This is a genomic window from Bradyrhizobium sp. 192, from assembly GCF_023100965.1.
Taxonomy (GTDB): domain Bacteria; phylum Pseudomonadota; class Alphaproteobacteria; order Rhizobiales; family Xanthobacteraceae; genus Bradyrhizobium; species Bradyrhizobium symbiodeficiens.
This window is the reverse complement of the sequence record NZ_CP064690.1, coordinates 1,750,073-1,765,993: the sequence shown is the minus strand read 5'-3', so window position 1 is coordinate 1,765,993 and position 15,921 is coordinate 1,750,073. Positions and strand designations below refer to the sequence as shown.

The window sequence follows — 15,921 nt, the reverse complement described above, 5'->3', positions numbered from 1 at the left end:
GCCAGACGTACGACACCGGTTCAGGCACTCGCTCAGCGAATGGCAAGCCCAACTGCACCTGACAATCTCCCGGCGAAGCTGCGATTCGTGGTTGCGAGTCTCGCACGGGCAGCACGACCCGCGGCTCGTTTTCCCGCAATCCACAGCAAAATTGATCGGCAGCCAAGGACATGTTCAGACACGCATATCGGACGCATCGCGCACTTCCGCGACGATGGACGTTCTGGTTCGCTGCTCCTCGTTAGAGAAGCCGTCGAAATCGCGCAGTTGCCCGAAGGAAAGGCCTGTCATCTTCTCAATGGAGCGCACGCTCCGTTGATAGGTCTTGAAGGCTCCAAAGACCGCTTCGAGCTCCTTCAGTTCTTGCACCTGATCAATCGTGTAAGCGGTCGAGGACGGCCTACCTGCATTGGACACGAACGAGATCACCTTCCAGTACGCCACTGGTATCTTTGCCCCGCGATAAAGACGGTCATTGTCTAGGAAGATCGGGCCGCTAAATACGTTCACTTTGGCTTCCTGAGCCTTCGTATTCTTGAGGATGTAGTCTTCCAGGCTCAGCCATGTCTGTTGATTGAAATGTGAAGCCTGCGGCGTACAATTCGTAAAATGGAATGTATCGTAGTTTGCAGTCTCAGCCGTCTCTCCCCAATTGGGATCTTCCCTGCGGACCAGATGGCCACGATCGAGGATATTGTCGACGTATAGGTCTTCGCCAATTTGGGCTTCGTCCGGGATGCGCCCGTCGTAGAACCATTTATCCGGCGGACTGCGGACCACCTTGACGGCTGCCTCGCCGTCGATATTGACGCCTACGAACATCGGCATCCGTCGCGACTTCGACATCACCACCGAGAAGTGTTCGTAATCCAGGCGACTTTCCGCGTTACCTTCGATTTCCAGCATATCCCCTCTTAGTCTGGCAGCATCCGGGAGCGGGATCGCAAAACCAAGGAAGTTGGCGTTGTATCCCGTTCGACCTTCGAACCGCTCGGGAGGAGAGCGCCTGACCCTGCGGGCGCCCTCCAACTCAGCTGCCTCGAGGCCGGGATCACCGGCGCGAGGCGCCACGAACTTTAAGTCGGAAAGAAAGGGACGCGCCTCCAGATTGAACTTCATCGTCTTCCCCTCACGCGAGCATTATTGCTGGGCTTTGGCTGTTTTCCGGTGAGCAAGAGCGAGTCGTACTTTTCCATGAGTTGCGACATCACTCGTACTCTCTCTAGGGCCAAACCGTGAAAGCTGGTGACAAAGCTTTTCAGGAGGCCGCAAACATCGACAAACTCGACAAGGCGGAGCAACAAGAAATCAGCCTGGCGGGCTTTTTGCAGTTCGGAGAGCAGTCGCTCCGGGCGCATATCAGCAGGCCACATTCGGCGCTCGCGTGATAACCGTTCAAGCACGTCGCCTAACTGCCCCGGGGCATATCGCACGACATCGATTAGCGCGGCTCGGATGGGATCATAGAGCTCGGGCGTTCGACCACGAACGAAAGCACGCAGCTGGCTGTTTTCCAAAATCTCGGGGTGCGGGCGAACCGGTTGATTTGAATTGTACATCTCACTGAGCGCGAGATAGCGATGGACGTCGCTTTTCTGAAGAACGAGCATTTGAACCCTTGCTTCTTCAGAAAACTCGAACGGACCAGATCCTCTTTCCGCTGATGACCACCCTTCGTCTGAGAACGCCTGGCTGAGCGACATTGGAAGTACAGGATCGATATCCAACGCAACCAGGTCCAGCGCGATCATTCTCATGCCGTCAAGATCAAGCATATCGCCCGAAGTCAACCACGGTCGGTTTCTACGCGATTGGAACAGCGAAACGTCGCACGCTGCTATGCGAGCAATGGCGATCAAAGGAACGTAGTCAACCCAACCCGGGCGTATGTCGAGATCGCGCAGTTGCCACTGCTCGACCACTGTTCTCCCGCTCCCCAAGGCGAGGTGCGCGCAAGCCCACTTCCACGTCCAATGAGTAGTCAGGCGTTGAACCATCGAAGACGGCAGTCTACCAATCATCTGCCGCGATAAGCTCTCCATCGAAGGCGCCGCAAGCCTCGTCGCCTCCAGAAAGTCCGCTGATTTGAATGCGACGTCGACACGAGCGGCCAAATCAGCATCGTCGAAGATATCCTCGAGCGTCGCTTGTCGACGGATTGAAGGGGAACTAGGGGCGCCCGGCGCTTCGGTCGGGACGCCGTAAGTTTCGATGCGCTGCGGCGCGGAGGCGCTCGGTGGCTTGGAGGCGCGGATGACACCCGCTTTCGATCGCTTGTTTAAGTTGCGGACTTCGACGTCCCGCTTCTGGGGTTCGGGTAGCGCGGCCTCTTCCTCGGAAGTCAAAGACTGTTCATCTTTCAGCAGAATTGCGCGTGCGGCAGGAGGCATCGCGTGAACGTCCTCCCGTCCAATATGGAGTACCCTTCGCGCGAGCGCCTCATCCGAAGCGATCGCGGAAACGTCCCCGTAGAATGCTCGATAGTAGGCAGCCATGGCGGGCGACTCCGGCTCTTGCACCCGAGATGGCTCCTCGTACCATTCCGCGGCCCTTTGCTGCACAAAACGTACCCGAATATGCAGATCCGATGGCTCACCGTCTGGTGTTCGCGTCGTACCGCAAAGCATCGGCAGCATAAGCCGACGCAGACTCGTTACGTGCCGGACCTCATTTGGCCCGTAAGAGTCGACCAACCACGCTTCCTTGGACAACGCGCGTAGAAGATCCCTGGCTCGGTCAATGTCGATATTGCCGAGCCCGCAAGGTCCGGCGAGCACATCGCGAATGAGTTCAGCAGTAACCGTCTTAAGCGCAAGACCAGGGTGGGCGAGTTGGCAGATCTGCTCTTTCGGTATCGTTCTTCTGTCGTTCGGCCCTCTGGATACTATGTGGTCCTTAATTCTATACAGGAACCTCGAGTACAGGACTCTCATTGCCTCGACAGTTCCGTATAACGTCGCGCCCCCCATATCGCGAGCGATCTCGTCGATCTCTTGGCTGCTCTTTTGTGCCGCAAATTTGATTAGCACGATGAGGAAAAGTGGATACCACCTGATCTTGGACTCCGAAATGAGCTCAATCCACTGCTCATTGAATTTGTTCTCCGTGTCCCTTACTCGCAAAAAGTCTCCGGTCTCCTGTGGAGAGAACGGTCCGAGTTCGAGGTGACCACAGAACCAAGCTGGCAGCCTCCGGGGTTCGCCTACGAATGGTTGGATGCGCCCCGCAACAATAGCCCTGACGGTCTTGAACGCCGGCGACCCATTTTCAGTTTGAAGGTCCATGAGCCGGTCTATCCAGGATAGGACCAGCCCGAACGGCTCACGCTCAAGTTCCTCGTCGGCCAGTCCCATTTCAGAGGAAACAATCAGTTCCTCAAATGTATCGACGACCAGAAGGAGGTCATGCCGAACCGTCTGACGACCGAGGGTGTCACCGAGCCGCTCAAGTAGGATGTCCGCGGACTTGAGGTCGCTATTGGTTTCAGAAGCGACGCGAAGCGCGTCGCGTCTGAGTCCGTCCATCTCACCGTCCAGTTCGGTCCGCGCGCGTCCAATTTGGCGCGTCAGTTCCGCCGTCCATTCTTTCTCCGCGCCCAGCGCCAGATTTGGCCGATCATAGTCGAGCAGTACCGTAATTGGGCCGCTCCAATCGTCCTTCCGCACCGTTCTTACCAGTTCGGCCACCAGCGCCGACTTTCCACTCCCCCCAATCCCGGTGAGGAGAAGCGGCCGCAACCAATCCAACTTCTTTGGATCAGCGATAATGGTGTCAAGTTCAATTGAGCTTTCGACGTTTCCATTGGCAGCGTAAGCCGTGAGTAGTCCTAGCTCGTGAGTTCGTCCAACCAACTTCGGCGCGACGTGACGTAACCTTTGCTCATCATCCATCCTGGCGAGCTTCCAACGAGGATCCGACTTGCCGCTGGGTGAAGGCTTCTTACGTGCCCGATTTACGAAGTCCTGAGCTCCAGCAAGGTCCTGTAGCTCGGACCTCGATAGCTGCTGGTCCTCAAGGGATTTCTCGTAGTCTTCGTTCTCTCTGAGGAGTGCGATGAGATAATGTGAGAAGCGCTCGCTAGGATGGGGTTTCGCTTCTTGAACAAGAGTTTCAAAGTCCGTGCGCGCAATCGCTCGTTCCAACGCGTCGTGCCGCGCTCTTGCCGTCAATTTCCAATACATTCTATCTTCGAACACAACTTCCTGAACATGATCAACGATCCTGTCCAGGATGCGCTCGCCCATGTCGCCGCTCTGGGCCAACTCCAGCAACTCCAGCGGATCGAAGACGCCGACAAGCGCGGCGCGGGCCAGCACCTCGTCGGTCTTTTCTCGGAGACGCTGGTCGGTGTGGGCTGTCATGTCGTGGTCGACGGCATAAAGATATCATTTACGATTTTGGCGATGGCAGCACTCCTGCTCATAGCCCCCTCTTGGCGTTCCCGCGTCCGCTTTTCGCGCTCGCGCTCGGCTTGTTTCTCTTCTTCGGTAAGCATCTCTCGGTCAGCGAGCATGGTCGCGATGCGACCAAGGCTGAGCAGCATGCGGTCGGGATCTGCACTGAGTCTGTTACGGATCCAGGCAATGACGTCTTCGATATTCAGGTGATCCTTTAGTGGATCAACCGATTTGGAGTTGACGCTTTTAAGGGCCGGCATGTCCGGATCGGACATGCCAATCAGAACGAGACGCAACTTCTGTCGCGTAGCTATCTCCGGATAGAGCTTTTCGAGAAATACCCTCGTCGACGTGTCGCTGATCTGGTGCCGGTCCATTTCGTCGATCGCAATCCAGATCGTGTCCCGCGCTGCGTCCTCTTCCATTACGTTTGCTACATCGCGGGCAAGTGTCGCGATCGAATCGTTGATCTCAGTCGATTCTCCGGCACCAGCGAACTGACTCGGTGAAGTCAATTTTCTTGAGAGATTATTTCCGACGCTGATCCTATCTAGAAACAGCTGCGCCGTCGAATACGCATTGTCCTTAATATCCGATGCGTTGATGGTAATGAGTCGATGCCAGCCTGGCGCAAGGGCATCATCAAGAATTTCGTACGAGAACGATTTACCGATTTGACTGAGAGGCTTGCGATCCAAGCCATAGTGAATCTGAACGACAATAATCTTGGGGCCGCCTGGCGTCTGGGCGGCAGCAATTGCTTCCTGCAAACTGTAACGACCGATAAGTGCCTTTCCACTTCTCTGGAGCGTGCAGCGCGGAGCGCTCAAGCTACCCATGCGCGCCTTAATCGTCTCCTGGGCTCTCTGCATGATTTTCGTCAGCGGAATTGCCACGTTCGTCGCGTGCCGTTCGACCTTGCCCTTGGTTCTCTTTTCTGATTGGTAGACGAACTGATGCAGAGCAGTAGGCTTCATGTCGTAGGTGAGACAAGGTCCGCCCGACGATCCGCGTATCGTGTTCGCCGTATGTAGAACCCGATCGCCGCTGGCTGCGATGCCATTGAACTTCGGCACAGGGCTGCTGGATTCGAACTCGCCGGGCGAGAAGCGCATGCTGAAATTTCCGGGATGATGCGATACGATCATCTTCCCCGCAGCCTCGCGAGGGATCTCATTCACGAGGTTGTAGTATGGTCGATCAAAGCCTGCCGGCTTGTTCAGCTCGATCACTACAAAATCTAGGTAGGTATCAAGCTGCTTGGGCTTCCAATTGCCCAACCTCTCCTCTGGATCTGCACTAAGTCGGCTACCCACCACGAGCCAGTCTTCCGTGACGCCATACGTCCACTTGTTTCCAATTTGGCTCGCCCTGACTTCGTAGTCGAACTCGACCGAAAGACGAGAAGACAGCCGCCTATCCGGATCGCCGGGCCAATCGGGCTCGCCCTGGGGCCCCTCTAGGCCAGCCTCGAACGTTACGAGCGAACTAATGACATGCCAGCATGTGAGCACCAGCCTCGGCCCTATCAGCAGGCCGGTCCCAGTTTCAAGTGATCCCTCCGAGAGCTTGACGGTGAGCTTGCAGGTGTTCCTTGCGAGCCTCGGCATTCCCTCTTTGATTGTGCCCGCATCGGTCATGGGCGTAAAATCATCGAGGATCTTCTGAAGCGTGGCCCGGTACGTTTCTTCTCCCTCTTCGTCATCCAGCAGGTCTGAGGCTTCGACTTCTGTTGCCGACGACGTGAACAGCCGCTCCGAATACGTCTTAACGAATGAAGCTAGGAATCCGTTACGTTCTGCTTCCTCCAAAACGGCCTCGAAGTCCGCACGATTTAGGCCGGGTCCCAACGCCAGGGGTGCGCCCTTTTGACGAAGTGCCGTGATCGTCATAAAGCGCCTGGCGGCCTCGTAATTTGCCGCAAATTCGTCGTAGCACTTCTTGAAGATATCTCGCGACGCAGTGACCTGTTGGGCGAGCTTAGATGGAGTAAGAGCGGTTTTGCCTCCGTTCGGCATTTCAGGCTGTCCATCCCAATCGCTCAAGGATCGCGGCTGGCACCTGACCGGATGCAAGCACAGCCGCAAGAGAATGGGCGTAGTTCGCCGTTAGATTTCGTCCAGCAAAATGCAGACCAAGGATCGGGAAAAAATCGACAAGTTGCGAGACGCACGAGCCGGAGCATCCGGCGAGCGTCGTCGAGTCGTGCGAGAAGACCCAACGATAAGATCGATCGTCGTCTAGGCTGCCAGCGACATCTTCAATGCGTCCCGGCGCCAAGTATTTCCGCCCGTAGTCGAGGCCAAAGATTTCACCGAGCCGTTTAGCAATGTCGTCGCGAACTTCGTGGGTTTCGGGATCTTCGAGAGCCGATATGTCCGGCCTCGCAGGATAGCCTACGACGATGAGCTCAACTTTGCTTTCGCCGACATCTCTGTCACCGACTTGAGATATCTTTGTAGGAAAACTCGATTTTCCGTTGCTGGTCTCGACCTCAAACAAGGCCATGTCCAGGTGAGCAAAATTCACCTCGCGCCCTATTGTATCGCTGCCAGCGAACACCAACGACTTTATCTGGAACTTTTTTGCAGAGCCCAGGCCGCGGTCGTCGAAATTGATGGTGGCGTTGCCTTGCACAATCCAAGTAGACGCCCTGCTTCCGCGGATCTCGTCCGCGATGGCTTCCGCCACGTGACGGTTCGTCATAATCAGACCTTCACCGACGACGAAGCCTGTCCCGACATGCTCGCCGTCCAGATCGACGCGACCGACTCTTTCGAAAAGCGCCTGCAGACCCTTCGGGTCGACCTTGAAGGTGTCTTCCCATTCGGTCGCCGCCAACGCGGCCGGATCGATCGTTCCGTCTGTAACCTTCAAGGCGGGTCGTCCGGTTAATCGGACAAGCGCCTCTATGTCTGCGCGCTCGGTCCAGATCAGATTGTGCCCGCCTGCTCCCTGAGCCTTCTTGAGCAGTTTTTCACTTCGATTGAACAGGTCGCGCCGTCGAGACATGCTTTCGGGCGTGGCGTCGGGACGACCATCCATTTTCTTGATGGCGCTGTCGAGCCGATCCTGTATCTCTTGTGCACTCCTTCCTCGAAGTGGAGGCTCTGCGCTGACTCCGGGCCGCACGATGCGACGTCGCGGCAAGAGCGTTCGAAATGTGCTTTTGGGGTCTGGTTGCCGATCGAGTGGGGCGATCAGTTCTGGAGCATGCTCTAACCGCATCAGCACCCGTTGAAGTACGGGGGGTGCGTTAGCACTGAGCCCCGACGTCGGCTTCGGCCGAATGCGTGACTCGACGAGGCCCGCTTTTGTCGGATCCGACCGGCGTTGCTCATCCGCGGCCAAGAAGCTCGCTTCGGCACCGTATCTTGCCCAATCGAACCCATCGAGTTTTGCACGCGACGCTGCAAGTTCGAACACCGACACCGTGTCTCGTTCTTCATCTGACAAGCCAGTCGGCGCTGCGGCTTCGACCGTCGCAGGGGGGGACGGAATTTCGGCAAGGGGTAACTGCAGGAGCAACTGCGCATCGACGATCCCCGCACCGTAGAGATTCGTGTTCCAGCCCGTAGGTTTGCGAGCAGTCCGCCGTAACGCCGTGCGAAACAGTTCCTGAACGTGGACATTGCGGCGCTTCGCTTCGGAACGAACACGGTCCCGGCCAAAGTGGGAAAGCCAAATTGCGGCCACGCCAGCCGTCAGCGCCGTAGCAAAGGACGTGCCCTGGCCACCGGCAACAACCCCAGTTCCGTTGTCTTCAGGGGTACGACGGGCGACGAAGACGTTCTCAGCTGGAGCCGAGACGTCAACGGCCGAACCGCGGCTCGTGCCCTTCCATGGCACGTCGTCGGCATTCACGCCAGCAAGTGCTATGGAACTGCGGTCGGACGCGGGATAAACCACGAAGCCAACGCAATTTCCGGACGCAACCACCACGATGCAGCCGGCGGCGACCGCCTTTTCGAGTGCCGCAGCAATCGAAGGGCTATAAATTCCGCCGAGACTCATCGAGATGACGTCGGCATTGACCGATACTGCGTGCAAGATTGCACGAGCTACCGGAGCACCATCGAAAATCTTAACATCCTCGATGCACCTGATGGGAATGACTTTGGCCAGAGGGGCCGCGCCGATGATCTTCCCCTGTAGCCTGCTGGCCACAACGCTGGAAGTTGCCGTACCATGGCCCGGATTGGCAGTCCCGGCGCGTAGCGGATCTTTAGGATCCGTGCCTCCTTCGAGCACGTTCGCGGCTCGCTCGAGGTCAAACATCCCCTGCTCCAACTCGGGATGCGTAGCAATGCCCGTGTCGGGCTGAGCAACGAGAATGCCATCACCCTTGCCGTTCTCCAGAGTCCAAGCCAGGTTTGCCTTGATCGCGTTGGGAGCCCAGTGCATGTCCTCCGGTGCAGCGGCATCTGACCAGCAGAATGCATTCGTGATTGCCGACTCAGGCGCACCATCACGCAGAAAGCGTGCATCGGGCTCGGCATAGAGGGTTGATCCTATGTCAGGCACGCTGGATACAAGGCCGAGCTTACCGCAAAGGAAATCGGCCGCAGCAAAAAGCCTGGGCGGCGCAATGGTCCGTGGCACACCCGGGAATTGAAGCACGAGAAACTTTGGCAGTTGCTCATCTAACGGACGAAGATCGAACTTATCCGACCCAAGAATGGATGTGAGTTGTACTCTGGCCTCTGCCAGGTCCGGCTCACTCGGAAATTCCAGAACGAACCTGATGATATGCATCGGAAGGCCATCGACCGTGCCATGTGCCTGCCGCGCAATCTCCCTGAGAACTGTCTCTGAAATAGAGACGCTGGTGCCTTCCGCTGCCATTTTCTCCTCGACAATTATTGGTTACCGGCTGCAGGCGCCGGCAAAAAGCCCACTTGAAAATGCGATGTGGAACGGAGCAATCACCGACCGTTTCAACCACCAATTGAAACGCAAAATCAATCAATTGTCCATTGCTATCTCGAATGTTTTTTTCCCGTAAAATCGCTTCACGCGGGCCTCCGTTGCCCATCTCGGGCAGCATGATTGACCGTTCGGGATCAGCCGGAGGCGCACGCGTTGACATGTTGGGTCAGGTGGCGCCTTCGAATTGGAGCCCTGGCGCGTATTTTTGTCTGAAATTTGGACTGTTGGCCGACATTAAAGGTTCGCTATCCGCGCTCGTCCGATCGGCCGGTACGTGTTTGGACCAGCCACTTGAGTTCGACCTGCACCGCACCTTCCGTAAGAACGTCGAGATTGCGATGGAGCACGACGACATCATGCCTGCCGGGAAGAGATAGCATTCGGCGAGCCGCAGTCTTCAATCGTTGATGGCCTTCACTAGATTTTCGGTCCGCGCGTGAAGCAGTCTTTGAGGAGTCACGAACTTCATCAGAAATGAGTCAGAGCCAAATTTGAACGCCGATTGACACATCGCCGAATGCAAATAGCTTGGTTCGGAAGTCATCGGCCCGTCGCGACGATGGCCAACCCTTGCCGGCTTGCCGAAGCCAGGCCGCGGTTCCCTGGCTGACATTGCCGCCGTTCCGGCAATACACAATGACGCGTCGCCCGGAAAAGCTATGAGCCCAGATCGAAACGGTCTCGGATCATTTGCCGCGCTGTCGGCAATGCCTGCCGGCCTAAATCCTCGCCATCACGGACGAACGTCGACAAGCACCGGTGCGCTGGCAAGACCGATGATGCGGGATAGCTGTGCTACCGAAATTTCGGTTGGTGACAGCATGGCGTCCACCTCGTCATCGAGGGCTTGGACGCGATATTTGGCTGCCGCCTCACGGGTCATCGCGGTATCCCCAGAGGCACATGACGTACCGAAACAGCGCAAATGTCAACCCGGTCGACGACAACACGGCAGGATCGTCGCGGTGCATGACCCGAAGACCATCGAGGTGCTTGAGCTGCGTGTCGGCTATGTCAAGGATCGCTTCGGCAAGCTGTGCAGGCAGGACATCAAGCGTCCGGACGTGCTCGCTTTCATGCGTTCATATGAAGCCGAGGGAAAGCTGGAAACTCGCGACCGCGTGCGCAGCATCGGTGAGCAAATCTGCAACTATGCCGATGTCGAAGGCGACGGCTACAATCCATTCCGCAACCTGAATGGGCAGATGATTGCCAACATTTCGACGCCGCGTCCCGGCGTCACCGAACCACGCGACGTGACGCGCGTGTTCAAGCTCATCAGCGCACCGTGGACGAGAGCGAGGTTTAGTGACGTTGTTGGCCTTGCTTTGCGCTTCGACGCTCTGACCATTCCCCGCCCCGGCATGGTCAATGAAATGGAGTGGAGCGAGGTCGATTGGGATGCCGAACGCTGGACTATTCCAGCCGCCAAAATGAAGACCGGTTGGGACCATGTCGTGCCTTTGTCACGGCAGGCACTCGCAATCCTGCGCAGCGTTCAGAAGCTGACCGGACATCGCCGGTACGCGTTTTCCTGCTCGAAGGACGCGCCTTTATCAAACAACACGCTCAACAAGCGCTTGCGGCTGCTTGGCATTGACACCAAGACTGATCATTGTGCCCACGGATTCCGGACCACCTTCTCGACCCTGTCTCACCACGAAGAGATCAAGGACGCCAAGGCATGGGATGGCGATGTTGTCGAGCTGCAGCTCGCGCATCTCGATAATTCGACTGTGGAAGGGCTCTACAAGAGGCACGGACCGCTCGCGCTGATTGGCTCGCGCACGAAGTTGATGCAGCATTGGGCTGACCGGATCGACCACTGGCTCGATCCCAAGAAGGTGATGCCGATCAAACGCGGCGCGCAGGCCTGAGTCACCGATCATCAGCCGTGGTTAATGTTGCCCAGTTCAATCCGTGGCAAGCTCATATGATAGTCGTCGAACCGTACGAACTGGATGTCAGGCGATCTTGATGGCCGACAGGAGCGCAATGTCTGCGCGATCCAACCACGGCTTTGGATGTTGCTGAGCAAGTGCAAATCCAACGGAGTCGGAGCCCCAAACTTGGAATCGCCGCGATCGGTTGTTGCGAGGACACGCAACACTCGATCCTTGCGGAATGAATCCGGCGACCCCGAAAATTCGGAATCACCGGTATCGTTGGTTGCGGGAGGGCGCAACACCCGATTCTTGCGATTGGTCGAGAGCGCAATTCCAAAGCTAGCAGCATAGTCGGGAGCCTCAGAGAGCGGGGAAGGATCGAGCCGCAGGGCGCTCTCTCGACCGCGTCGGCTCAAACCCATCCCGGCCCGCCTCTCACTCTTACGCAGACGCTGGCGCTAACTGACCGCCAAAAGACGCGGCTCGATTTGCCGAGGGAGCTAAGGGAATCAGCCCTTTTGTCTCGTGATCCTGCGCGCTATCTTTCTGCCCATCGAGAATCGCAAAGAAGTGACGAGATGAACGACCAAAAGCTCAAACGGCAGGTCACGCCAGCCGAAAGAGAGGCGCTGAAAGTATTCGGGCAGGTCAAGACCGAGAAACCCGTAAGCGAGCACGAAAAGGCACAAAAGGCGTTTCACGAAAATCGCGAACGCTTGAAAGCATTGCGATTGGCGCGGGAAGCCGCCGAAAGGGCAAAGCGAACATGACGCCGACGCTGTTTCCTTCGGTCTTTACGATCGAGATCGGCGGCACCCCAACGGTGACGTTCGAAGCAAAGAGCCTCCGTGAGGCAAACGAAATTTGCAACGCGCCGTGGCTACGAAACGATTTCGCGTCAGCATATTCCAATGGCGCACCGTTGTGGGATGGCAAGGCCCAACTGAGAGCGCGCATGGGCTACGAGGACGAGATCGCAACATTCGGTGATGCTTCCAGGGATGCTCAACCATCCGATGGAATGTTGCTGGTCTATCTCGTCGAATTGGATGACAACGAGACCGCAGAGAATTCCGAACCCGGTTCAGCTACGCAACTGCGCTGAGAAGCGATGGCAAGAGTTTCCTGCGAGCTGAATCAGGGACGATCTCGGACGTCCTCGAAAGAAAAAGCCCGGCACGGAATGCCGGGCTTGGGAAGGACCAAGGATAAGTAGGTGTGGGTCGGCCGGAGCCTCCACACCTGGGAGATTATTCTGCCGCAATGATGTGCGGCCGTTCGTCGTCGGCCTCGGTGTCAGCGTCGTCCTCGCCGGCGGCGAGGAACTCCGGTAACGCCTCGGGATCTGCAGCGGGCTCTCCGACCGTACCCACCTCATCGAGACGAAGGGGTTCCGGTAACCATCCGGTCCCCTCGAGCAGTCTCTCGGCCTCACGCGCCATGTCGACTTTCTTGAGGTGGTCGATGAGCTGCACCGATTGCTCGCCCTTTACCTCACGCACCGCTTCAAGAATGCGAGGTTTGGTGACCCGGCCGAGATAGTTGTCGACGGTCGGCTTCCAGCCCTCTGCTGCCATGTCGAGTCCCACGTAACGGGCAAGAACGTTGGCGTGATCGAGCCTTCGGCGTATGCCGTGCGCGGAGACGCGGCCCTCATTGTAGCGGTTGGCGGGCTCGTAGAGCGCATTGACGGCGGATGACGCGCAATGCGCGAACAACGCGGCCTGCTCTTTCCCGTCGAAAGCTGTGAGCACGTCCCACAGACCGGCTTCGTCCTTGGGCAGACGGGCTTTCCAGCCGTCATGTCGCCCGTCGATAGCTTCCGCTGATGCACTCTCCTTCAAGCCAGGCGCCTGAGCGGGGAACGTCGGGGTACGGATCGCAATTTCCAGGCAGCCGCTCGACGACGCGAAGCGGTAGAAGGTCGCCAGCACAAAATTGTGCAGCACCGCCTGGAAGGCGACGGCCGGTTCGTTTGCAAGCGCGTTGCGCAACGCCAGTGTGCGATGTGCGGTCAGCTCGGTGATCAGCCGATCCGGCAGAGGCTTGACCGTATCGTCGTCCTCCTCCTCGACGGGTTCGGTTGGCGCGCCGCCGACCGTGATGACGGCGCGTTGGACCACACCGTTGGTGGTGGGCCGGTCATCGTTGGTTTCTCCGTCGCCTTGTACCTCGCTTTCGGGCTCGACGATCACGGGTGCCTCATCTTCCGGCCGCACGTAGCCACGGGCGATCGCCAGCAACCCCTCGGCATCGATGCTGACGAAGACGCCGGCGCGGGCGATCTGGCCCGGATCGTAGATAAGCGATCGAGATTCCAGGACGGACTGCGCCGCCTCGATTTCTCCGAGGCGCTGATCAATCTCGTCCGGCAGTTCGTCGGCGTCCTGGTAATCCTCCTCGATCTTGACGTGTTCGACGTTAAGGGCGTCAAGCGTCGCCCGCTCCTCCTCCGTCAGATCAGCCGGTTCACCCTCAATCTCGCGCAACCCGTTGGTGTGGCCGTAGGGGAAGTCGACTGCCACCGCGATCCACTTCCAGCCTTCGGCCGCGATCGTCTCAGCCTCGGCCTTCAGCTTCTCGGTGGCGAGACGATCGAGCAGCGGCACATCCTGCAACCAGCCACCATCATCGTGTTCGAACAGATCCCGCAGGATGGCGCCGCCGGCCTGCTCGTAGGCATCCAGTCCGACGAATTGGGCGCGGCGATCGGAAGCGCGCACGGTGTTCTCCGTCAACGTCCGTCGGATTTGATATGTCTCGTCGTAGCCGGATTTGCTGACATTGTCCCAGACCTGCTCCTGACGCGCCTGGACGGCCGTGACAGAGAAGGCCATCAACTGTTCGAGCGTCATGCCATCGTCGGCATAGACGTCGTGCAGCTTCGGCGACACGGACGCCAGACGCAGGCGCTGCTTGACGATCGCCGGCGAGACGAAGTGCCGCGCGGCGATATCCTCTTCACTCATACCACCGTCACGCAGCAGCTTGAACGCGCGGAACTGATCGAGCGGATGCAGGCCGACCCGCTCGTCGTTCTCGGCAAGGGAATCGTCCTCGGCGATGCCGCCATCCCGGACCACGCAGGGGACAGGTTGCGTCTTCGCCATACGCTTCTGCCTCACCAGAAGTTCGAGCGCACGGTAGCGGCGTCCACCGGCGGGCACCTCGAACATGCCGGTCTCCTGGCCGTCGGCATCGACGACCGCACGAACGCTCAGGCTTTGTAACAACGTGCGCTGAGAGATGCTCTCCGCCAGTTGCTCGATCGAGACGCCGGCCTTTACGCGGCGGACATTGGACTGGCTCAAGACCAGTTTGTTGAAGGGAATATCGCGGGAGGGACTGAGCTTGATTTTCTGGACGCTTGCCATGTCGGATTCTCCACGACGGGCGGCCGAAAGACTCTCTCTCGACCTCCTACCCGTCACAGACAAGCCGGCGCTCCTCTCACTCTCTGACGACGCCGCACCAACTGAAGGCGGACACTGAAACGACGTGCGGATGCATCACGCGGCCTCCTCGTTGCCCTCAACGCCGGAATCGATCCCGGGCGGCAGAAAGGCGAGCAGGAAATCGGCGGCCTTCGATGCCGCGCTGGCGGCGCGCACGACGGCGCGATTATCCTCGCGCAGCACCTCCAGCCAGGAACCGATATAGTCGGCGTGGCGCACGGTCGGCACGATGCCGAGCGAAGCACAAACGAAGGCACCCGCCATTTCGGCGACCAGTTCTTCGCGCGCGTACGATTTTGAGCCGAACGAACCCGAGTGGTCGCGGTTGAGGCGGGACGCCTGGCCGGTCCAATGACCGAGTTCATGAAATGCGGTCCGGTGCCAGTTGATCGGCTCGAAATAAGCAGCCAGCGGTGGGACCTGCACGAAATCGCCCGTCGTGTTGTAGTAGGCGCGCGCACCGCCGATGCGGAAATCCGCGCCGGTGGCAGCGATTAACGCCTCGGCTCGTGGCTCAATCTGATCTGGTGGCGGCGGGATGGCCGAGGCAGCGACCCCTTCGGGCAAGCCATCGCACTGGTCCATGTTGAAGACGGTAAAACGCTTGAGAAACGGGATGGCACCCGGCTCTTCACCGGCCTCCGCGGCGCGCCGACGTTCGTCGTCCGGGGTGAAGCGATCGGCATAGACGACGATCGTTCCCCGTTCGCCCTTCCTGACATGGCCGCCAAGCCCGAGCGCCTGGCGAAAAGTGAGCCAGCTCTGTCCGGAAAAACCGTGCTCGATGACGGACCCCCATAGGATCAGCACATTAATCCCGGAATATCCGCGCTGCGTCGACGCGTTGCGCGGCGTCGCGAGCGGCGCCTTGATCGCCGCCGTCCCCCATGGCTGCACCCACGGGATACGGCCAGCCTCCAGCTCGGTGATAATCTTGTCTGTGATTTCGGTGTAAAGGCTCGCGCGGTCGTTGCCGGCACGAACTCGGGCGGTATGTCCAGACATCGCGGTCCTCCGCGACGGGCACCGGAAGCCTCTCCTCCGATCTTCAACCCGTCGCGGCAGATCCGGCCTGCACTCTCACTCTCAACGGCGGTGACGAGGAAATGGACTGCGCATTCGCGCGACTGTCTTTTTGACAGGATGGACGCCCCGAAAGGGTGACGACCCGCGACGCGGGCTTCAGTGCAGCCGACAAAGCGGTCGCGGGGAAGCACCGAAAAGCGCCGGAGCGAAGCGCAGGCAGCAGAAAGA

11 protein-coding genes are annotated in these 15,921 nt (G+C 58.4%); 4 read left to right on the top strand and 7 right to left on the bottom strand.

Annotation, left to right across the window (positions count from 1 at the left end; translation table 11 throughout):
* Positions 1–174: 174 nt before the first annotated feature.
* The 4 genes from IVB24_RS08120 to IVB24_RS08105 are packed head-to-tail and all read right to left on the bottom strand — an operon-like array spanning position 175 to position 9,242.
* A complete protein-coding gene (locus tag IVB24_RS08120; RefSeq protein ID WP_247772618.1) occupies positions 175–1,119 on the bottom strand; it encodes a DNA/RNA non-specific endonuclease in 945 nt (314 codons plus the stop codon).
* Complete coding sequence (locus IVB24_RS08115; RefSeq protein WP_247341970.1) at positions 1,116–4,361, bottom strand: ATP-binding protein; 3,246 nt, start codon at positions 4,359–4,361, stop codon at positions 1,116–1,118. The genes IVB24_RS08120 and IVB24_RS08115 overlap by 4 nt, the downstream gene beginning before the upstream one ends.
* A complete protein-coding gene (locus IVB24_RS08110; RefSeq protein ID WP_247341967.1) occupies positions 4,358–6,415 on the bottom strand; it encodes a trypsin-like peptidase domain-containing protein in 2,058 nt (685 codons plus the stop codon). Before IVB24_RS08110 ends, IVB24_RS08115 begins: the two co-directional genes overlap by 4 nt.
* Before the next feature lies 1 nt (position 6,416).
* Positions 6,417–9,242 (bottom strand): S8 family serine peptidase, encoded by a 2,826-nt coding sequence (locus tag IVB24_RS08105; protein ID WP_247772617.1) that lies wholly within the window; start codon positions 9,240–9,242, stop codon positions 6,417–6,419.
* Between IVB24_RS08105 and IVB24_RS08100 the strand changes: the two genes are divergently transcribed.
* Positions 9,226–9,402, top strand: a complete 177-nt coding sequence (locus IVB24_RS08100; protein WP_247341962.1) for a hypothetical protein — start codon at positions 9,226–9,228, stop codon at positions 9,400–9,402. The genes IVB24_RS08105 and IVB24_RS08100 overlap by 17 nt on opposite strands.
* 657 nt (positions 9,403–10,059) lie before the next feature.
* Here IVB24_RS08100 and IVB24_RS08095 read toward each other — a convergent pair.
* The gene (locus IVB24_RS08095; protein ID WP_247772616.1) at positions 10,060–10,209 is read right to left on the bottom strand and encodes a hypothetical protein; all 150 of its coding nucleotides are present in this window, start codon (positions 10,207–10,209) and stop codon (positions 10,060–10,062) included.
* A gap of 82 nt (positions 10,210–10,291) precedes the next feature.
* Between IVB24_RS08095 and IVB24_RS08090 the strand changes: the two genes are divergently transcribed.
* From IVB24_RS08090 to IVB24_RS08080, 3 genes are all read left to right on the top strand, one after another.
* Positions 10,292–11,203: a site-specific integrase gene (locus IVB24_RS08090; RefSeq protein WP_247772615.1), complete on the top strand. Its 912-nt coding sequence runs from the start codon at positions 10,292–10,294 to the stop codon at positions 11,201–11,203.
* A gap of 587 nt (positions 11,204–11,790) precedes the next feature.
* Positions 11,791–11,982, top strand: a complete 192-nt coding sequence (locus tag IVB24_RS08085) for a hypothetical protein (RefSeq protein ID WP_247341956.1) — start codon at positions 11,791–11,793, stop codon at positions 11,980–11,982.
* Entirely contained in the window at positions 11,979–12,317 is a 339-nt protein-coding gene (locus IVB24_RS08080; protein WP_247341953.1) for a hypothetical protein, read from the top strand. The genes IVB24_RS08085 and IVB24_RS08080 overlap by 4 nt, the downstream gene beginning before the upstream one ends.
* Before the next feature lie 145 nt (positions 12,318–12,462).
* Here the strand turns inward: IVB24_RS08080 and IVB24_RS08075 are convergent, their stop codons facing one another.
* On the bottom strand, positions 12,463–14,586 hold the full coding sequence (locus IVB24_RS08075) for a ParB/RepB/Spo0J family partition protein (RefSeq protein ID WP_247341950.1): 2,124 nt from the start codon (positions 14,584–14,586) through the stop codon (positions 12,463–12,465).
* 135 nt (positions 14,587–14,721) lie between these two features.
* On the bottom strand, positions 14,722–15,672 hold the full coding sequence (locus IVB24_RS08070; RefSeq protein WP_247341946.1) for a zincin-like metallopeptidase domain-containing protein: 951 nt from the start codon (positions 15,670–15,672) through the stop codon (positions 14,722–14,724).
* Positions 15,673–15,921 lie beyond the last annotated feature (249 nt).